The 19,254-nt window shown below is 68.6% G+C and carries 20 protein-coding genes and 1 pseudogene; 16 read left to right on the top strand and 5 right to left on the bottom strand.

Annotated features, from left to right (window positions below):
- Positions 1-27: 27 nt before the first annotated feature.
- Both K6753_RS06930 and K6753_RS06925 read right to left on the bottom strand, forming a co-directional pair.
- Positions 28-498, bottom strand: coding sequence for a glycine zipper 2TM domain-containing protein (locus K6753_RS06930; protein ID WP_223675725.1), 471 nt, complete (start codon positions 496-498; stop codon positions 28-30).
- 191 nt (positions 499-689) lie between these two features.
- A complete protein-coding gene (locus K6753_RS06925; RefSeq protein ID WP_223675619.1) occupies positions 690-1,166 on the bottom strand; it encodes a hypothetical protein in 477 nt (158 codons plus the stop codon).
- 86 nt (positions 1,167-1,252) lie between these two features.
- On the opposite strand from K6753_RS06925, the gene K6753_RS06920 reads away from it, so the two are divergent.
- Entirely contained in the window at positions 1,253-2,107 is an 855-nt protein-coding gene (locus K6753_RS06920) for a tRNA threonylcarbamoyladenosine dehydratase (protein ID WP_223675618.1), read from the top strand.
- Here the strand turns inward: K6753_RS06920 and K6753_RS06915 are convergent.
- Both K6753_RS06915 and K6753_RS06910 read right to left on the bottom strand, forming a co-directional pair.
- Positions 2,088-2,858: a TatD family hydrolase gene (locus K6753_RS06915; RefSeq protein ID WP_223675616.1), complete on the bottom strand. Its 771-nt coding sequence runs from the start codon at positions 2,856-2,858 to the stop codon at positions 2,088-2,090. The two genes, K6753_RS06920 and K6753_RS06915, sit on opposite strands and share 20 nt — an antisense overlap.
- Positions 2,859-2,877: 19 nt before the next feature.
- A complete protein-coding gene (locus K6753_RS06910; protein ID WP_223675614.1) occupies positions 2,878-3,096 on the bottom strand; it encodes a DUF6116 family protein in 219 nt (72 codons plus the stop codon).
- A 168-nt stretch (positions 3,097-3,264) separates the two neighbouring features.
- Between K6753_RS06910 and K6753_RS06905 the strand changes: the two genes are divergently transcribed.
- The 4 genes from K6753_RS06905 (at position 3,265) to K6753_RS06890 (ending at position 8,321) form a co-directional block, all read left to right on the top strand.
- Positions 3,265-4,062 carry a glycine zipper 2TM domain-containing protein gene (locus K6753_RS06905; RefSeq protein WP_223675613.1) on the top strand — a complete coding sequence of 266 codons (798 nt, stop codon included), beginning with the start codon at positions 3,265-3,267 and terminating at the stop codon, positions 4,060-4,062.
- Between the two features lie 150 nt (positions 4,063-4,212).
- Entirely contained in the window at positions 4,213-5,376 is a 1,164-nt protein-coding gene (locus tag K6753_RS06900) for an acyl-CoA dehydrogenase family protein (protein ID WP_223675611.1), read from the top strand.
- Between the two features lie 2 nt (positions 5,377-5,378).
- Positions 5,379-5,987, top strand: coding sequence for a GNAT family N-acetyltransferase (locus K6753_RS06895; RefSeq protein WP_223675609.1), 609 nt, complete (start codon positions 5,379-5,381; stop codon positions 5,985-5,987).
- A gap of 48 nt (positions 5,988-6,035) precedes the next feature.
- Complete coding sequence (locus K6753_RS06890; RefSeq protein ID WP_223675607.1) at positions 6,036-8,321, top strand: thiamine pyrophosphate-dependent enzyme; 2,286 nt, start codon at positions 6,036-6,038, stop codon at positions 8,319-8,321.
- A 119-nt stretch (positions 8,322-8,440) separates the two neighbouring features.
- On the opposite strand, the gene ygfZ is transcribed toward K6753_RS06890, so the two are convergent.
- Positions 8,441-9,331, bottom strand: a complete 891-nt coding sequence (ygfZ, locus tag K6753_RS06885) for a CAF17-like 4Fe-4S cluster assembly/insertion protein YgfZ (protein WP_425492074.1) — start codon at positions 9,329-9,331, stop codon at positions 8,441-8,443.
- Positions 9,332-9,360: 29 nt separating this feature from the next.
- On the opposite strand from ygfZ, the gene K6753_RS06880 reads away from it, so the two are divergent.
- The 11 genes and pseudogenes from K6753_RS06880 (at position 9,361) to K6753_RS06830 (ending at position 19,249) form a co-directional block, all read left to right on the top strand.
- Complete coding sequence (locus K6753_RS06880; RefSeq protein ID WP_223675603.1) at positions 9,361-9,555, top strand: DUF1674 domain-containing protein; 195 nt, start codon at positions 9,361-9,363, stop codon at positions 9,553-9,555.
- A gap of 86 nt (positions 9,556-9,641) precedes the next feature.
- On the top strand, positions 9,642-10,037 hold the full coding sequence (gene sdhC, locus K6753_RS06875; protein WP_223675602.1) for a succinate dehydrogenase, cytochrome b556 subunit: 396 nt from the start codon (positions 9,642-9,644) through the stop codon (positions 10,035-10,037).
- On the top strand, positions 10,034-10,414 hold the full coding sequence (gene sdhD, locus K6753_RS06870) for a succinate dehydrogenase, hydrophobic membrane anchor protein (RefSeq protein WP_223675600.1): 381 nt from the start codon (positions 10,034-10,036) through the stop codon (positions 10,412-10,414). Before sdhC ends, sdhD begins: the two co-directional genes overlap by 4 nt.
- Positions 10,415-10,417: 3 nt before the next feature.
- Positions 10,418-12,211 carry a succinate dehydrogenase flavoprotein subunit gene (sdhA, locus tag K6753_RS06865; RefSeq protein ID WP_223675599.1) on the top strand — a complete coding sequence of 598 codons (1,794 nt, stop codon included), beginning with the start codon at positions 10,418-10,420 and terminating at the stop codon, positions 12,209-12,211.
- 13 nt (positions 12,212-12,224) lie between these two features.
- Entirely contained in the window at positions 12,225-13,010 is a 786-nt protein-coding gene (locus K6753_RS06860; protein ID WP_223675598.1) for a succinate dehydrogenase iron-sulfur subunit, read from the top strand.
- 75 nt (positions 13,011-13,085) lie between these two features.
- Positions 13,086-13,508 carry an MAPEG family protein gene (locus K6753_RS06855; protein ID WP_223675597.1) on the top strand — a complete coding sequence of 141 codons (423 nt, stop codon included), beginning with the start codon at positions 13,086-13,088 and terminating at the stop codon, positions 13,506-13,508.
- Positions 13,505-13,774 carry an FAD assembly factor SdhE gene (locus K6753_RS06850; protein ID WP_223675596.1) on the top strand — a complete coding sequence of 90 codons (270 nt, stop codon included), beginning with the start codon at positions 13,505-13,507 and terminating at the stop codon, positions 13,772-13,774. Before K6753_RS06855 ends, K6753_RS06850 begins: the two co-directional genes overlap by 4 nt.
- A 424-nt stretch (positions 13,775-14,198) precedes the next feature.
- On the top strand, positions 14,199-15,443 hold the full coding sequence (locus tag K6753_RS06845; protein ID WP_223675595.1) for a lipoprotein-releasing ABC transporter permease subunit: 1,245 nt from the start codon (positions 14,199-14,201) through the stop codon (positions 15,441-15,443).
- Between the two features lie 49 nt (positions 15,444-15,492).
- Positions 15,493-16,176, top strand: coding sequence for a lipoprotein-releasing ABC transporter ATP-binding protein LolD (gene lolD, locus K6753_RS06840; protein WP_484549422.1), 684 nt, complete (start codon positions 15,493-15,495; stop codon positions 16,174-16,176).
- 4 nt (positions 16,177-16,180) lie between these two features.
- Positions 16,181-18,732, top strand: a pseudogene (locus K6753_RS06835) (DNA internalization-related competence protein ComEC/Rec2).
- Positions 18,629-19,249 (top strand): MotA/TolQ/ExbB proton channel family protein, encoded by a 621-nt coding sequence (locus tag K6753_RS06830; protein ID WP_255591383.1) that lies wholly within the window; start codon positions 18,629-18,631, stop codon positions 19,247-19,249. Before K6753_RS06835 ends, K6753_RS06830 begins: the two are co-directional and overlap by 104 nt.
- The last annotated feature ends 5 nt before the right edge of the window (positions 19,250-19,254 follow it).

Raw genomic sequence — 19,254 nt, 5'->3', positions numbered from 1 at the left:
CTTTTTCGTGGCATGTCGTGTGGGCGATCAGCGGGCCCACGCGCGTCCGTTGTAGACGCGGACGTAGGAACCTTCGCGAATGCCGCCCAAGTCGTTCTGCGTGACGACCGTGGTGCGACCATCCTGCATGCGCACATAGACGTTGTAGGAGGCGGCCTGGGTACGGTTCTGGATCGCGTTGCCGGCCACCGCGCCCGCAACCGCGCCTGCCACCGTCGCCGTGTTCTGGCGGCCCTCGCTGTCGGTCTGGTTCTCGGCGATGGTGCGGCCGGCCGCAGCGCCGACGAGACCGCCGAGCACGGCACCCGTGGCGTTGGGCACGTTGCTGCCGCTGCTCACCTGCTCGATGCGCGTCACCGTGCCGCAGTCGTAACAGTTGGCAGTGCTGTTGCCGTAGCCGACGCCTGCACCCGCGCCTGCGGTGCCGTAGCCGGAGGTCGCACAGCCGGCCAGTGCCAGTACCGATGCGGTGGCGACGCCGAGCAATCGAAGGTTGATGGTGTTCATTCCGCTCTCCTCAATGGTTGGACGGGTGGCGGAACCGCCACGCGCCGCCACCGTAGGAAGCGATCCGTGAACGAGTGATCAACCTTTGTGGGGGCGGTTCATGATCAAAAGCGATAAGTCAGACATCACTCTGCGGCGGGAGCCGCCATGCATGGTCTGAGCCGCCACTTGATCACGGGCGGTTAGCCGCGGAAGTCCTGGTGGCATGCCATGCACGCCTTGCCGATGTTTTCCGACGTCGCGGTGGCGCTGGCGCAGTTCAGGGGCGGGCTGCCGAGTGCGTCGTCCAACGTCGCGCGCAGGCGACCCGCATGCTGGGTGAAACGGCTGTCGTCGCGCAGGTCCGGCAGCGCAGGCTCCAGATCGTTGGCGAGCACGCGGAGCGACTGCAGGTGGGGCAGCACGTCAGTGGCTGCGCAGCGGTTGGCCTCGATCGAGTTCCCCAGCTGCGCGAGGTGCGCCTGCATCATGTGCATCGCCGCATCCGGGTAATGGTCGGTCCAGTCCTTGCGCGACTCCAGTGCACGCATGAGCATGACCACGCCCAGTACACCGATCACCAGGCCCAGCAGGAACAGGAACAGATAGCGCGAGCCGTTTCCCTTGCGTCCGTCCGGCGTGGCATGGGGGCGTGGATCGCGGGGCTGGGTATCGGTCATGGCCTGGCCTCCTGAATGGGTCGCGGGACGATAGCACGCAGGCCTGTCGCAACCGCCGGGGCCCGGTGGCGCCTTAAACTATGCCGATGCCCGAACTTCCCCTCGATTCCGGTTGGTATGACCGCTTTGGCGGTATCGACCGGCTGTACGGCCGTGGCGCGCTCGTGCGCCTGTCCCAGTGTCGTGTCGCCATTGTCGGCCTCGGCGGGGTCGGCTCCTGGGTGGCCGAGGCGCTGGCACGCAGCGGGGTGGGGCACCTCACCCTGATCGACGCCGACGACCTGTGCGTGTCCAACACCAATCGCCAGTTGCCGGCGTTGGAGGGGCAGTACGGCACGTTGAAGGTGCAGGCGATGACGGAGCGCAGCCGGGCGATCAACCCGGCCATCGAAGTCGACGGACAGGCGTGTTTCCTCACCGCGGGGAATATCGAGCCGATGTTGGAGCCAGGCTTCGACCTGGTGCTGGATGCCTGCGACAGCTTTCGCAGCAAGGTCGAGCTGGTCGCCTGGTGCCGGCGGCGCAAGCAGCCGGTGATCGTCTGCGGTTCGGCCGGCGGACGCACCGACCCGACCCAGGTCCGCGTGCGCGACCTGTCGCGCACCGAGCATGACGCAATGCTGGCGCTGATCCGCAAGAAGCTGCGGGCCGACTTCAACTTCCCACGCAACCCGTCGCGTTATTTCGGCGTGCCTGCGGTGTACTCACTGGAGAACGTGCAGTACCCGCAGGCCGACGGCCGCGTCTGCGGCATCCGGCCGAAGGTCGACGGCGAGGCGGGCTTCAAGCTGGACTGTGGCGCGGGCCTGGGCGCGGCTACGCACGTCACCGGCGCGTTCGCGTTCGCGATGGTGGCCAAGGCGATTCCGATGCTGCTGAAGGCGCCGGCCCAGGCGGAACCGGAGGCCCGGGCGGAAAGGGTTACGCAGGCGGAAGCTTGAACAGCCGCTCGGCATTGAGTCGGGTGGCCTGGGCAACGAGGTCCGGCTTCTCGTCGCGAAGCGAGGCGATCGTGTCGAGCACCCTGGTCAGGCGCGCGGGTTCGTTGCGCTGGCCGCGGATTTCGGCATCGGGCTGGTCCGGCGCATCGGTCTCCAGCAACAGGAATTCGATCGGCATCGTGGCCGCCAACGTGCGTAGGCGCTGCGCGCGCTCATAGGTGACGGGCCCGCCGAGGCCCACCAGGAAGCCTTGCTCCCACAGCTGTTCGGCCTGTTGGCGGCTCCCGGAGAAGCTGTGGACGACGCCGCGAAGGGGTGCGAATCGCCGGATTGCGGCCAGGACGTCGTCCACCGCACGCCGCGCGTGCACGATGACGGGGAGCTCGAAGTCGCGCGCCAGGCGCAGCTGTCCATCGAAGTAGTGCGCCTGCTCCTCGCGGTCCAGGTCCTCGACGAAATAGTCGAGGCCACACTCGCCGATGGCGTGGGGCCGCTCCCGCTCGATCCAGTCGCGCAGCGCGTCCAGGTGCGGCGGTCGGTGTTCAGCCAGGAACATCGGGTGCAACCCGTACGCGGGAAAAAGCCCGGCGCCTTCGTCGCAGACCTGCTTGAGCTTGGGCCAGGATTCGGCTGTCACGGCGGGCACCATCTGCCGGTTGATGCCCGCGCTTCGGGCCCGTTCCAGCACCGCGGCGCGGTCAGGATCGAATTCGGATGCGTCGAGGTGGCAGTGGCTGTCGATCAGGTCCATGGAGTAGCGGGCCCGCACGTCACCTGGAGGTATGCCGGTCCTGTTCGACAGGTGCCTTGCGGTTCTTCCAGTTCGCCAGCAGCAATGTGCCCAGGCCGAACAGGATTTCATCGACGAAGGGAAACGGGTCGGGGACCAGCAGGCTGATCGCGAACAGCGCCGCGGTCAGCTTGAACAGGGTGGGATAGCGCAGCTTGCGGGCCCAGTTCAGTACGGGCAGCAGGACGGGGTTGGGCATGCAGGGTTACCTGGGATGCGGCGCGGACTGAAGCTAGCACGCGTCCTGTGGCGGGGTTCACGGAAACGACAGGCTGACGTTAAAAAATCGGGAGGCGTTCAGGTCCGCAGTGGTGCAATGCCGCCCACACCCAGTGCGGGCACCAGACCCCGCTTCAGGAGGGCAGTAATGAACAAGAATATGCTCGCAGTCGCATTGGCGTCCCTGCTGGTCGGCGGCGTCGCCGTCGCCGCATACAACAGCTTTGCCGATGACGACCGTGTCGACATCGCGACCGCTTCCGATGCCGCCGCCCTTGGCCTTGATGCCGACCTCGTTGAAGACGGTGCCATCGACGGCATCGAGTACGCAGACGTCGTCAACGTGAAGCCGGTCAGCGAGAAACAGGCGCTGTACGCGACCGTGATCGGCACCGACCCCATCAGCGAAACCAGCACCGTTTCCAGCCCGCGCGAAGTCTGTGAGGACGTCGTGGTGCAGGAGCGCCTGCCCGAGCGCGACGGCAACGTCGGTGGCACGGTGGCCGGCGCGCTCATCGGTGGCCTCGTGGGCAACCAGGTGGGCGGCGGCAACGGCAAGAAGCTGGCGACCGTTGCCGGTGCCGTGGGGGGCGGCTACGTGGGCAACCGCGTCGACCGCCGGCACGTCGGTGGCCGCGTCGTCGAGCGTGTCGACCGCCAGTGCCGCACGGTTTCCGACACCTCGCAGTCCTCGCGCGTGGTCGGTTACAATGTGACCTACCGCAACCCGGACGGCACCACCGGCACCATGCGGACTGGCAGCAAGCCCGGCAGCCGCATCTCGCTGGGCAGCGAGGACCAGGTCGTGGGTTACGACGTGACCTACCGCTACGGCAGCCAGCAGCAGACCATCCGTATGGACGACGAGCCGGGCGATCGCCTGCCGGTGATCGACGGCCAGGTGGTCACGCGCACTGCGCTGGTGACCGAGAACGATCGCGGCTAATCGCGGCCGATCGCAAGTTCGAAACAGGAGGGGCCGGTTTTCCGGCCCCTCTTTTCATTTGGGCTACAACCGTTTTCACGTGTTCCGGCGGGGTGCCGCGGCTTCCGGCGCCCCGATACAATGGCGATCTTTGACCTGTCCGAGTCCGCCATGGCCCTGCACCCGTACGACCTCTACGACGTCCGCTCCCTGCTCAGCGAGGAGGAGCGCGCGGTGCAGGACACCGTGGCCCGCTTCACCGACGAGCGGGTGTTGCCGATCATCGGCGACGCGTTCGACGAGGGTCGGTTCCCCAAGGAGTTGGTCGGCGAGATCGCCGAACTGGGCCTGCTGGGTTCGACCCTGCCGGAGGAGTACGGCGGTGGCGGCCTGAACTCGGTCTCCTACGGCCTGATCTGCCAGGAGCTGGAGCGCGGCGACAGCGGCATCCGCAGCTTCGTGTCGGTCCAGTCCTCGCTGTGCATGTACCCGATCTTCGCGTACGGCACCGAGGAGCAGAAGAAGCGCTGGCTGCCCGACATGGCCGCGGGCAAGGTCATCGGCTGCTTCGGCCTGACCGAGCCGCACGGCGGTTCCGACCCGGCCAACATGAAGACCGTCGCAAAAAAGGACGGCGGCGACTGGGTCATCAACGGCGCCAAGATGTGGATCACCAACGGCAACCTGGCCGACATCGCCATCGTCTGGGCGCAGACCGACGACGGCATCCAGGGCTTCGTGGTCGAGAAGGGCATGACCGGCTTCGCTGCCCAGGAAATCAAGCACAAGATGAGCCTGCGCGCGTCGGTGACGAGTTCGCTGTTCTTCGACAACGTGCGCGTGCCGGAGGCCAACCGGCTGCCCAACGTGAAGGGCCTGAAGGGTCCGCTGGGCTGCCTGACGCAGGCCCGCTACGGCATCACCTGGGGCCCGATCGGCGCTGCCATCGCGTGCCTGGACGAGGCGCTGAACTACAGCAAGGAGCGCATCCTGTTCGACCGCCCGCTGGCCGCCAACCAGGCCGCCCAGCTGCGCCTGGCCGACATGGCGCGCCGCATCACCAGCGCGCAGTTGCTGTCGCTGCAGCTGGGGCGCCTGAAGGACGCCGGCAAGATGGCGCCGACCCAGGTGTCGCTGGCCAAGTGGAACAACTGCCGCATGGCGATCGACATTGCGCGCGACTGCCGCGACCTGCTGGGCGGTGCCGGCATCACCACCGAGCACGCGGCCATCCGCCATGCGCTCAACCTGGAGTCGGTGATCACCTACGAGGGCACCGAGACCGTGCACCAGCTGGTGGTCGGCCGCGAGCTGACCGGCATCAACGCGTTCTGACCATGGACACCGGCGAGGGTCGCGTGGGCACCGTGCCATTCGAAGGACGGGTGCCCGACGGGCTGGCGGCCATCCGTCTGGAGACCGAGCGCCTAGTGCTGCGGGTGCCGCGCGTCGAGGACTTCGAACGGTACGCCGACATGTTCGCGCGCGACGAGCTGCGTTCCATCGGCGGCCCGCTGGTGCGCGGGGACGCGTGGCGGCGGTTCCTGCAGATGCCCGGTGCGTGGATGCTGCAGGGCTTTGCCATGTTCTCGTTAATCGAGAAGACCACCGGCCAATGGGTCGGCTTGGCGGGGCCGTGGCAACCCGATGGCTGGCCGGGCACGGAAGTCGGCTATTCGCTGCATCCCGACGCCTGGGGCAAGGGGTACGCGACCGAGGCCTGCACGGCCGCGATGGACTTCGCCTTCGACGTGCTGGGGTGGCGTGAGGTCGTGCACACCATCGCCCGGACCAATGCCGGGTCGCAGTCGGTGGCACGCCGCCTGGGCTCGATCAATCGCGGGCCGGTGACATTGCCGCCCCCTCTGGACACCGTCGATGCCGATCTCTGGGGGCAGACACGCGCCCAGTGGCAGGCCCGCCGATCGTCCGCCGCCGTTTCCTGACCCCACACTTCCGTCGACCCCGTGGCCGGCCACGGGGCGGAGACCTGCATGACCGCTTCGATTCCGACCCCGATCCCGGCCCGCATGCGCGGCCTCAACCGTGCCGAGATCTGCGACGTCAACTTCACCGAGTTCGTCCGCGGTTGGGATGGCCGGCGGGATGCGGCGCCCGCGCCGGACGAGGCGGTGCTCGAGGGTAGCGCGCTGGATGCCGCGGGCTTCCGCGAAGTGTTCGAATCGCAGTTGATCAGCCGCCACCTGGACCTGATGGCGCGCGTGCTGCGCGTGCAGAACAAGGTCTTCTACACCATCGGCAGCTCCGGCCACGAAGGCAACGCGATGGTCGCGCGACTGACGCGGCATACCGATCCGGCGTTCCTGCATTACCGCAGCGGCGGCTTCATGGCCGAGCGCTTCCGCAAACTGCCGGGCATGGATCCGATCATGGATTCGGCGCTGAGCTTTGCCGCCAGCGCCGAAGATCCGGCCAGCGGCGGCCGGCACAAGGTGTGGGGCAGCAAGCCGTTGTGGGTGCTGCCGCAGACCTCGACCATCGCGTCCCACCTGCCCAAGGCGCTCGGCACCGCGATGGCCATCGAGACCGCGCGCCGCCTCGGCCACCCGCTGCCGATCCCCGGCGACAGCATCGCCATCTGCTCGTTCGGCGATGCGTCCAGCAACCATGCCACCGCGCAGACCGCGTTCAATGCCGCGGCGTGGTCGGCCTACCAGAAGCTGCCCGCACCGGTGCTGTTCGTGTGCGAGGACAACGGCATCGGCATCTCGGTCAAGACGCCCAGAGGCTGGATCGCCCGCAATTTCGCCAACCGTCCGGACCTGGATTATTTCTACGCCGACGGCCTGGACCTGGCAGGCGGCTACGGCGACGTGCAGCGTGCAATCGAGCACTGCCGCCGCACGCGCCGGCCGACGTTCCTGCACCTGCGCACGACGCGGATCATGGGCCACGCCGGCACCGACTTTGAAATCGAATGGCGCTCGATCGAGGAGTTGTGCGCCGTCGAGGCGACCGACCCGCTGCTGCGTTCGGCGGCCATCGCCATGGAGTCGGGCCTGATGTCGGCCGACAAGGTGCTCGCGCTGTACGAATCTACGCGCGAGCGGTGTTTTGCCGCGGCGGGCGAGGCTGACCGGCGGCCGAAGATCGAGACGCTGGAGCACGTGATCGCGCCGCTGGCGCCGTACACGCCGCAGGCCGTGCGCGCCGAGGCCACGCGGGTGGACTACGAGGGCCGGCGCATCGAGGCGTTCGGTGGCGAGGCCAAGCTGCCCGAGCGGCAACCGCCCAGGCACCTGGCCATCCAGATCAACAACGCGCTGCACGACCTGTTCGCGAAGTACCCCGAAACCCTGCTGTTCGGCGAGGACGTTGCCCAGAAGGGCGGCGTCTATACCGTCACCAAGGGCCTGCAGAAGGCGTTTGGCCGCCGGCGCGTGTTCAACACGCTGCTGGACGAGACGATGATCCTGGGCATGGCACAGGGCTTCGCCAACCTCGGCCTGCTTCCCATCCCCGAGATCCAGTACCTGGCGTATTTCCACAACGCCTGCGACCAGATCCGCGGCGAGGCGGCCAGCTTGCAGTTCTTCAGCAACAACCAGTACGCCAATCCGATGGTGGTGCGCATCGCCGGCCTGGGCTATCAGCGCGGTTTCGGCGGACACTTCCACAACGACAACTCGATCACCGCGCTTCGCGATATCCCCGGGCTGGTGGTGGGTTGCCCGTCGCGCGGCGACGACGCCGCCACGATGCTGCGCACGCTCACCGCGCTGGCCAAGGTCGACGGACGAGTCAGCGTGTTCCTGGAGCCGATCGCGCTGTACATGACCAAGGACCTGTACGAGCCGGGCGACGGTCGCTGGTTGACGACCTATCCCGCGCCCGACGAGGCGATGACGCTGGGCGAGGGGCGCGTCTACCTGCCCGAGAGCGGTGGCAACGGCGATGACCTGGTCATCTTCACCTACGGCAACGGCGTGCCGATGAGCCTGCGCGCCGCGCGCGAGATCGAAAACCGGCACGGCTGGAAGGCGAGGGTGGTGGACCTGCGCTGGCTGGTGCCGCTCAACGCCGATTACATCGTTGCGCAGGCGAAGACGGCCAAGCGTGTTCTCATCGTCGATGAAGGGCGCCACAGCGCCGGCGTGGGCGAAGGCGTGATCACCGCGATCGCCGAGGGCGGCTTCGGGGCGCGGCCGTTCCAGCGCGTGGTGGGCGTCGACACCTACACGCCGCTCGCCGGAGCCGCGTTCCTTGTCATCCCCGGCGAAGAGGACATCGTCGCGGCGGCCGACCGGCTCGCCGGCTGATCCTCCAGCAGCCGCTTTCCCCGCAATCCCTTTGAACTGCAGGAGCTTCAGCCGCGATTCGATCGCATGGACCGCAGCCCTGGCACGGTTTCGCCGCGTGATCGCGGCTGAAGGCGCTCCTACAAAGGCGGGGTAGGGCGGCGGGCCAGACCAGCGAGAAGCTCGCCTTCGCCCACGGGCTGTCCGTCGACGTGCAGGTCTGCCGCACTCCGCTCCAGCGGCAGGACCGCCAGCGCGACGAAGCCATTGGAGGGGAGGCTGCCACTCGCGGCGACCGTGCCCAGCGGAGTGTCACCGCCACGCACCTCGGCGCCCACGTCCATCGGTGCGTCCGACTCGAGCAGCGCCAGTCCGCGCTTCACCTTTCCCAGGAAGTGCGTACGCGCGACGATCTCCTGTCCCGGGTAGCAGCCCTTCTTCACGCTGAAGGCCGCCAGTCGGTCGAGCGAAAGCTGCTGGGGCGTCCACTGTTCGACCTGCGATTGGGGCAGGCGCGGCAACCCGTGTCGCAGGTCGGCCGCCTGCCACTCCATCTGCGCGCTGGCATTGGGCGCAGCATCTGCGGGCCCGAGGCGGAGCGTTCGCTCACCTCCAGAGCCGCGCATGTCCATCTCGATGAAGCCGCCATCCAGCAGTGCGGCCCGTGCACCCTCGGCTTCTGTGGGCGCCATGAAGGATCCGGTCGCCGCCACGTCATCCAGCACCTCGATCCGCACCTTGCTGCGGAACACGAAGCGCGACAGCGCGGAACGCACCGTTTCGGGATCTGCGTCCGGCAGCACCAGCCAGAGCGTCTGCTCGTCGCGCCGCAGCAGCGCGAACAGGGCAATCACGCGTCCCTTGGGCGTCAGCCAGCCGCTCCAGTGCCAGTCCATTACGCCCAGCGAGGCGACGTCGTTCATGAATTGGGCTTGCGCGAAGGCGATGGCATCGGGTCCGGAAAGGGCCAGTACGGCGTGGCCATCGAGCCGGAAGTCGCTTGGCGACGGGCGTTGCGGGTTGTCAGGCATGGGGGCGGGAATTAAGCTTCAACGCCCCGATGATAGGCGAATCCTCCACTTCGACCGCCCCGGCCGACCCTGACGAGACGCCTGTTCCGGCGTCCGGGGGCGACGGTATCGAGCGCGTGGAAGATCGCGACGCGGCACCGCCCAGGGAGTGGGGCGGACGCGAGGGGCCCGATCCCGTGCGGTATGGCGACTGGGAGAAGAACGGGCGCTGCATCGACTTCTGATGCCTTGCCCCGAACGATCCGCAACGTCGTAACCGCCGTTCCATCCGCCACGCGGCCCTGCCGCCCAGCCGAGACCGCCGCCGCCCATGGCCAGTCGCCCACGTCCTTTGTCGCCCCATCTGCAGGTCTACCGCTGGCAGATCCAGATGGTGACCTCGATCCTGCACCGGGCGACCGGCGTGATCCTCACCGTTGGCAGCCTGCTGATCGTCTGGGCGCTGCTGGCGCTGGCTTCAGGCCCCGAGGCCTGGGGTGACTTCACCGGCTTCGCCGGCTCGCCGCTGGGCTTCCTGATCCTGTTCGGCTGGAGCTGGGCGATGGCGTTCCATCTCATCAACGGCATCCGCCACCTCGTGCAGGACGCGGGGCTGGGTTACCGGATCGAGTCGTTCGTCACCAGCAGCTGGATCTCGGTGATCGGCAGCCTCGTGCTGACGGCGATCATCTGGCTGGCCGCCATGTTCCTGCGGGGTGACGCATGAGCCTGCGCCATCCCCTCAAGACCGCCCGCGGCCTGGGTTCGGCCAAGGACGGTACGCACCACTGGATCCTGCAACGCATCACCGCCATCGCGCTGGTGTTCCTGTCGCTGTACGTCGTCGGCTTCGTCGCGTGGCTGGCCGGTTCCGGCTACGGCGCGGTGCGCGAAGCCGTCGCGCACCCGGCCAACGCGTTGCTGCTGATCGCCTTCCTCGTCGCCGCGTTCTGGCACGCCAAGCTCGGCATGCAGGTGATCATCGAGGACTACGTCCATACCCCGTGGCTGGCCGCGACCGCGCAGCTGACCGTCATTTTCGTGTGCGTCCTCGCGGCCATCGCCAGCGTGCTCGCCGTCATCCGCATCGCGCTGGGAGCCTGATCCATGGGTGCCGCTTACAAGATCCACGAACACACCTTCGACATGATCGTCGTGGGTGCCGGCGGCGCCGGTCTGCGCGCCACCTTCGGCCTGGCACAGAAGGGCCTGAAGACCGCCTGCATCACCAAGGTGTTCCCCACCCGCTCGCACACGGTGGCCGCCCAGGGCGGTGTCGCCGCGGCGCTGGCCAACATGGGTGAGGACGACTGGCGTTACCACTTCTTCGACACCGTAAAGGGCTCGGACTGGCTGGGCGACCAGGACGCCATCGAGTACATGTGCCGCGAGGCCATCCCGGCGATCATCGAGCTCGAGCACCAGGGCGTGCCGTTCTCGCGCACCGACGACGGCCGCATCTACCAGCGTCCGTTCGGCGGCATGACCACCCGCTTCGGCGAAGGCCCGCCGGCGCAGCGCACGTGCGCCGCCGCCGACCGCACCGGCCATGCCATCCTGCATACGCTCTACCAGCAGTCACTGGCGCATGACGCGCAGTTCTTCATCGAGTACTTCGCGCTCGACCTGATCATGGACGCGAGCGGCGCCTGCCGCGGCGTGCTTGCGCTGGACCTGTCCACAGGCGAGCTGCATCTGTTCAAGGCGCAGGGCACGGTGCTGGCCACCGGTGGCTACGGCCGCGCGTACTTCTCCGCGACCTCCGCCCACACCTGCACCGGCGACGGTGGTGGTATGGTTCTTCGCGCCGGCCTGGCGCTGCAGGACATGGAGTTCGTGCAGTTCCACCCGACCGGCATCTACGGCGCCGGCTGCCTGATCACCGAGGGCGTGCGAGGCGAGGGCGGCATCCTGCGCAACGCCAACGGCGAGCGCTTCATGGAGCGCTACGCCCCGAGCGTGAAGGACCTGGCGCCGCGCGACATGGTCAGCCGTTCGATGACCATGGAAATCCGCGAAGGCCGCGGCGTGGGCGAGCACAAGGACCACATCCTGCTCGACCTGACCCACCTCGGGCCCGAGGTCATCCACGAGAAGCTGCCGGGCATCGCCGAGTCGGCCCGCATCTTCGCCAACGTGGACGTGGAGAAGGAGCCGATCCCCGTTATTCCCACCGTGCACTACAACATGGGCGGCATCCCGACCAACTACCACGGTGAAGTGGTGCAGCTGCGCGGCGGCGACCCGGATGCGGTCGTGCCGGGCCTGTACGCCATCGGCGAGGCCGCGTGCGTTTCGGTGCACGGCGCCAACCGCCTGGGTTCGAACTCGCTGCTCGACCTGGTGGTGTTCGGCCGCGCGGTGGCCAACCGCTGCGCCGAGACCATCACGCCCAACGGCAAGGCGGCCACGCTGGCCGGCGACGCGCTGGACGCATCGCTCTCACGCCTCGACAAACTGCGCAATGCCAATGGCGGCACGCCGACCGCCGTCATCCGCGACAAGATGCAGCGCACCATGCAGGCCGATGCCGCGGTGTTCCGCACCGGCGAGACGCTGGCCGAGGGTGTGGCGAAGATGCGTGATATCCACGCATCGTTCGCAGACGTCAAGGTCAGCGACCGCTCGCTGGTGTGGAACTCCGACCTGGTGGAAACCTACGAGCTGGCCAACCTGCTCGACCAGGCGCTGGCCACGATCGTCTCGGCCGAGAACCGCACCGAGTCGCGCGGCGCGCATGCCCGTGAGGACTACCCGGAGCGTGACGACACCGGCTGGCTCAAGCACACCCTGTGCTGGGTCGACCCGGCCGGGCAGACCACCATCGACTACCGCCCGGTGCACATGCACACGCTGACCAGCGATGTGGACGTGATCCCGCCGAAGAAGCGCGTGTACTGACCGGACGCAAGCCATGGCCGAATTCGCACTCCCCAAGAACTCGCAGATCCAGAAGGGCCGGCATTTCGACACGCCGGGCGCCAAGCAGCCGCGCACCTTCAAGGTCTATCGCTGGAACCCGGATGACGGGCTGAACCCGCGCGTCGACACGTACGAGGTGGACCTGGCCGCGTGCGGCCCGATGGTTCTGGACGCGCTGATCAAGATCAAGAACGAGATTGACCCCACGTTGACGTTCCGCCGCTCGTGCCGCGAGGGCATCTGCGGTTCGTGCGCGATGAACATCGACGGCACCAACACGCTGGCCTGCACCAAGGCCATTGCCGACTGCGGCGGCGACGGCGAGGTGCCGATCTACCCGCTGCCGCACATGGAAGTGGTCAAGGACCTTGTCCCGGACCTGACCCACTTCTACGCCCAGTACGCGTCGATCAAGCCGTGGCTCCGCACGCAGAGCCCGACGCCGTCCGACCGCGAGCGCCTGCAGTCACCGGCCGACCGCAAGAAGCTCGACGGCCTGTACGAATGCATCCTGTGCGCGTGCTGCTCGACCAGCTGCCCGAGCTACTGGTGGAACGGCGACCGTTACCTCGGTCCGGCCGTGCTGCTGCAGGCGTATCGCTGGATCGTCGACAGCCGCGACGAGGACACCGGCGCACGCCTGGATGACCTGGAAGACCCGTTCAAGCTCTACCGCTGCCACACGATCATGAATTGCGCGCGGACCTGCCCGAAGGGCCTGAACCCGGCGCAGGCGATCGGCGAGATCAAGAAGCTGATGCTCGCGCGTCGCGCCTGATCCGGGCACGCAAGGGCCAGCTGCTACGGAATCGATCGCCGCCTCCGGGCGGCGATGCTTCAAGGAGGCGTCGCAATGTCGGATACGTCGATCTTCCTGCCCGTGCTGGCGATGGCGGTGCTGACCTTCGCCGTCTGGTGGCGCATGTACTTCATGCGCATCGGCCAGATGAAGCGCGAACGCATCCACCCGCAGCGCGTGGCCACGTCGGTCGAATCGGCCTCGCTGCTGACCGACAGCCGCGCCGCCGACAACTTCCGCAACCTGTTCGAATTGCCGGTGCTGTTCTACGTGGCGATCCTGGTGGCCGCGCATAGCGACCTGGTCACGCCCACCACGCACGTGCTGGCCTGGCTCTTCGTCGCCCTGCGTGTCGCGCACAGTGCGATCCACTGCACCTACAACCGCGTCTGGCACCGCTTCATCAGCTACGCGTTGGGCGGGCTGGTGCTGTGGATGCTGTGGGGCTACCTCGCGCTGGGGCTGCTGAAGGGATGAGCGCGGACGCGCCGCTGCCCGACGACGAGGCCGAACTCCGCCGCCTGCGCTGGCGATGCCGGCGCGGCATGCGCGAGCTGGACCAGATGTTCGGGCGCTATCTCGACCGCGAATGGCGGCAGGCGCCGGCGGCCGAACGCGCTGTTTTCCTACGGCTGCTGGAAACCGAAGACGATAGGCTGTGGCACTGGTTCATGGGGCACGACACGCCGACCGATGCCGAACTCGCACGCCTCGTCCAACACATCCGCGCCATGCCGGCTTGAGTGGCGGCCCTCGGTTTGGCTGGCGGCAGCGTTGCTCGCGCTGACCGCAGGGGCGGTCCTGTCTCTCCTGGCATCCGATCTTCCCCGACCCGTGGCGCTTCCGATGGCGGTGCTGGCAGCGCTGTACGGCTTGCGGCTGGTCTTGCGCGAGCGCTCGCGGCCTTCACGCCAGCTGGTTGCGCCCTCGGACGCTGGGTTGTGGCGCATCGACGGCGAGCCGATGCCCGGTCTCCGGGTGGACTGGCGCGGGCCATTGCTATTCGTGCGCTGGCGCGAATCCCGCCGGCCGGCGAGCCTGGTCTGGTGGCCCGACACGCTGCCTGCCGCGCGACGGCGTGAACTCCGGCTGGCCACGCCGGCCCGCGGGACTGCGCGCGGTGCCGGTTCGATGGCACCATAGCCGCTTCGCCCGGTTGGTCTGCGCATGTTCAAACCCATCCCGGTCGCCATCGGTCTGCGCTACCTGCGCGCCAAGCGACGCAACGGCTTCATCTCCTTCATCTCGCTGGCGTCGATCCTCGGCATCGCCCTGGGCGTGGCCGCGCTCATCACCACGTTGGCGGTGATGAGCGGCTTCCAGCGCGAGATCCGCGACCGCATGCTGCAGATGGCGGCTCACGCGACCGTCAGCGCCTATGGCGAGCCGCTCAACGATTGGCCGCAGGCCGTCGAGCGCGCGCTGGCCGACAAGCGCGTGGCCGGCGCTGCGCCCTATGTCGAGAAGGAGGCCCTGCTCAACGGCGCACGGAACCAACCGGCGTTCGTGCGCGGCATCGTTCCGGAAGAGGAGTCCAAGGTTTCCGTGCTCGGCGAGAAGATGAAGGCCGGCGAGATGGCCTCGTTGGTGCCCGGCGAGTTCAACATCCTGCTCGGGACCGAGCTGGCGCTGTGGCTCGGCGTGGGCGTCGGCGACGACGTGGTGATGACCCTGGCGGACTTCCGCAGCACGCCGGTCGGCGCCGTCCCGCAGCTCAAGCGCTTCACCGTCAGCGGTCTGTTCGAGGTCGGCTACAACGAGTTCGACAAGGGCATGGCGTTCGTGCACATGGACGACATGCAGCGCGTCATGCGCATGGGCGATGGCGTCACAGGCGTGCGCCTGCGCCTGCACGACATGGACCAGTCATGGGAGGTGGCGCGCGATCTCGCGGTCGACCTGGGCGGCCCGTACCGGGTGAGCGACTGGACCAGCGAGAACGCCAACATGTTCCGCGCCCTGAAGATGGAGAAGACCATCATGGCGATCCTGCTGTCGCTGATCATCGCGATGGGCGCCTTCAACCTGGTCAGCTCGCAGGTGATGCTGGTGACCGACAAGCAGGCCGATATCGCCATCCTGCGCACGCTGGGCCTGACGCCGCGTGCGGTGATGCAGGTGTTCATGGTGCAGGGCTCGCTCATCGGCGTGATCGGCACGGTGCTGGGCGTCGTGGGCGGCATCGTTTTGACGCTCAACCTCGAGCACATCCTGCAGGGCATCGAGTCGCTGTTCGGCATGGTGCTGCTGCCGGCCGACGTCTATTACATCACCGGCCTGCCGACGGACCTCCAGGCCGGCGACGTGACCATGATCGCGCTGGTGGCGCTGGCCATGGCCTTCATTGCGACCCTGTACCCGGCTTGGCGCGCCGCCCGCACGGCCCCGGCAGAGGCGCTGCGTTATGAGTGAGTCGACGACGAACGCTTCGGCAGTGGCATCCCACAAGCACACGGGCGAGGTGATCCGGGCCGCCGGGCTGGGCAAGACCTACGCCGAGGGCGACCTGCGCACGCCGGTCTTCGATGGCTTGGACTTGGAGGTCCATGCCGGCGAGACGGTGGCGATCCTGGGCGCGTCCGGCGCGGGCAAGAGCACGCTGCTGCACCTGCTGGGCGGGCTGGACATGCCGTCGGCGGGCGAAGTGTTCGTCGCCGGACAGAAGATGAGCGCGCTGTCGGATGCCGCGCGCGGCACGTTGCGCAACGGTGCGCTCGGCTTCGTCTACCAGTTCCACCACCTGCTGCCCGAGTTCACCGCGCTGGAGAACGTGATGCTGCCGGTGTTGCTCAATGGCACGTCGGTGCCGGAGGCCTCCACGCGGGCACAGGCACTGCTCGAGTCGGTCGGCCTGGGCCATCGACTGCGGCACAAGCCCGGCGAGCTGTCGGGTGGCGAGCGCCAGCGCGCCGCAGTCGCCCGCGCGCTCGTGAACCGGCCGGCCTGCGTACTCGGGGATGAGCCGACCGGCAACCTCGACGAGAAGACCGCCGGCACGGTGTTCGACCTGATGCTGGCACTCAACCGCGAGCACCACACCGCCCTGGTGCTGGTGACCCACGACCGCCGCCTGGCGCGACGGCTGGACCGCGTGCTGGAACTCCACGAAGGCAAGCTCAGGCAGCTGCAACCCGACGAGGTGTAAGGACATGCAACACGCGGCAAGGACGCCGCCCTTCGGAATCTCCGCCGCCCTCGGACTGCTGGCCGGCGCCACCGCGATGCTGTGGGTGCCGGTGTTGCCGCCGTGGCCGCTGCTGGCGACGGCGATGTTGGCCGGCGGCTGGGGCTGGCGGCGGGGTGGGGCGCTTCGCTGGCTCTGGGCCGCGGTCCTGGGCGCGGGCCTGGCGGGGTTGCATGCCGCGCATTCGCTATCGGTGCAGTTGCCGCCCGACGCCGGCCGCCAGGACGTCACGGTGAGCGGCCGTGTCATCGAACTGCCGGTGCACGAGCCACGACGCTCGGTCATGACGTTCCGTGTCGATGACGATCCCGCGCAGCCCGAAGCGCTGCGCGGGCGCCGGTTGCGCATCGCCTGGTACGGAGAGGGCTACGGCGACGCAGCCGGGTCGCCGCACGTGCGGGTACGCGCAGGCGAGCACTGGACGCTGGACCTGCGCGTGCGTCCGCCGCGCGGCCTGCGCAACCCCGGTGGTTTCGACGGCGAGCGCAACGCGATGGTCAAGCGCCTGGCCGCCACGGGCTACGTCCGCAATCCGTCCGAAGCCGTGCGGCTGGCGCCGGCCACGGGCTTGCACGCGTGGCGCGAGTCGATGTCGGACGCCATCGCGAAGGCCGTTCCGTCTCCTTCCTCGCGGTTCGTGCAGGCGCTGGCGCTGGGCGATACCCGCGGCCTGTCGGATGCGGACTGGCAGCGGCTGCGTGCCAACGGACTGACCCATCTGGTGGCGATCTCCGGGTTCCACGTCGGTCTGGTTGCCGGCCTGGCCGCCCTGCTGGCCGCTCTGGCGTGGCGATGCCTGCCGGGCCTGGCGCGCTGGTGTCCCCGCCCGGTCGCCGCTGCAGGCGCCGGGCTCGCAGGCGCACTCGTGTACGCGGCGGTGGCCGGCTTCGCGTTGCCCACGGTCCGCACCGTCCTGATGATCGCCGTCGTCGCCGCGCTCAAATGGCAGCGCCGTCCGGTGCGGATGGCCGAAGCCCTCGCGCTGGCGGCCATCGTGCTGGTGCTGTTCGATCCGCTCGCACTGCTTACCGCGGGCCTGTGGCTGAGTTTTGCGGGCGTGGCATGGCTGCTGTGGTGCCTTCCCGAGCGCGAGCGGCGCCCCGTGCGCGAACTGCTGTCGGCCCAGGGCGTGGCCAGTCTGGGGCTGCTGCCGCTGACGGTGGCGCTGTTCGGCGAGGCCTCACTCGCCGGCCCTTTGGCCAACCTCGTGGCGGTGCCATGGTGGAGTCTCGTCGTCGTGCCCATGGCGCTGCTGGGCACCCTGCTGGAGGTGGTGCACGCCGGTGCAGGCGAATGGGCGTGGCGCGTGGCCGCCGGTCTGTTCGACGCGTCCTGGCCGCTGTTCGGCTGGCTGGCCGACACCGGACTCGCGCTGTGGTGGCTGCCCGAGCCGCGCTGGTTCGCATTGCCCTTGGCGCTCATCGGCGCGTTCTGGCTGCTGCTGCCGCGCGGACTTCCGGGGCGGCCGCTGGCGATCGTGCTCTGGTTGCCGCTGCTGCTGCCAGCACGGCAGTTGCCACATGCGGGCGGCTTCGAACTGACAATGCTGGATGTCGGCCACGGGCTGGCGGTGGTGGTGCGCACTGCCAACCACGCGCTTCTGTACGACGCCGGACCTGCCGTGCCCGAAGGCTTCGATGCAGGCGAGCGCGTGGTGGTGCCCGCGCTGCGTGCCTTGGGCGTGCGCCGCCTGGACCGGCTGGTGGTCAGCCATGCCGACAACGACCACGCGGGAGGCGTCGCGGCGGTGCTGGAGGCGTTCGACGCGCCGATAGTCGCGCCCGGTGGCTCCGGGCTGCTGGGGGGCGAGGGCGCGACCGCCTGCGAGACAGGCCGGCCTTGGACGTGGGACGGCGTCACGTTCGAGTTCCTGCACCCGCCGCCGCACTTCCCGTATCTGGGCAACGAAGCCAGCTGTGTGTTGAGCGTGCGTGGACCCCACGGCCACGCGCTGTTGACCGGCGACATCGGCGAAGTGGTTGAGCGTACGCTGGTGAAGCTGCATCCCGGGCAGGTCGCCGCGGACGTGGTGACCGTGGCGCACCACGGCAGTGCCGGTTCGTCCGACCCGGTGTTCGTCGCCGCCACCCGTGCACGCCACGCGCTGGTGGCCTCGGGCCATGGCAACCGCTTCGGGCACCCCAAACCCGAGGTGTCGGCCCGCTGGCGGGACGCGGGCGCTGACCTGCACGACACCGCCGACGGTGGGGCGATCACCGTCCGATTCGACCCCGGTGGCATTCAGGTTCGGACCCGTCGCGACGCACAACCCCGATTGTGGGACGCACAGGCCCGGAGTGGGACCCGGCGCGGGTTGGATACCGGGGGCTCTGGGCTATCCTACGGGCCGGAATGAAACGGCCCTGGGCCGGAGGTTCGTGTGCTGGAACTGGTCAAGGCCGGCGGTTGGCCGATGATCCCGCTGTTGCTGCTGTCCGCGGTCGCCATCGCGATCATCGTCGAACGGGCCTGGACGCTCCGGCGCAGCGCCGTGATCCCGCCGTCGCTGGGGGATGAGGTGCGGGCGTGGGCGGCACGCGGCAAGCTGGACCCCTCGCACATCGAATCCCTGCGCCGCACCTCGCCGCTGGGCTCGCTGCTGGCGGCTGCGCTGGACGTGCGCGCCCGTCCGCGCGACCTGGTCCGCGAGCGCATCGAGGACGTCGGCCGGCACCTCGTGCACCGCATGGAGCGCTACCTCAACACGCTGGGCACGATTGCCGCATCCGGACCGCTGCTGGGCCTGTTCGGCACCGTGGTCGGCATGATCCAGATGTTCCTCGCCATCGGCGACGGCGGCCTGGGTGACGTCAACCAGCTCGCGGCCGGCATCGGCAAGGCGCTGGTGTGCACGGCGACCGGCATGATCGTGGCGATCCCCGCGCTGATGGCGCATCGCTGGTTCCGGGGCCGCATCGCCGAATACATCGTGGCGATGGAGCACGAAGCCATGCTGCTGCTGGACACCATCGAGCCGCGTCCCGTCACGGCGGTGGCGCCGGTGCGCCCGGCCGCGGCAACGGCCGCCGGCTGAGGCGC

This window comes from Novilysobacter selenitireducens, from assembly GCF_020026895.1.
Lineage (GTDB): Bacteria > Pseudomonadota > Gammaproteobacteria > Xanthomonadales > Xanthomonadaceae > Lysobacter_C > Lysobacter_C selenitireducens.
The sequence above is the reverse complement of the archived record's forward strand: the minus strand, read 5'-3'. Positions and strand labels throughout refer to the sequence as shown.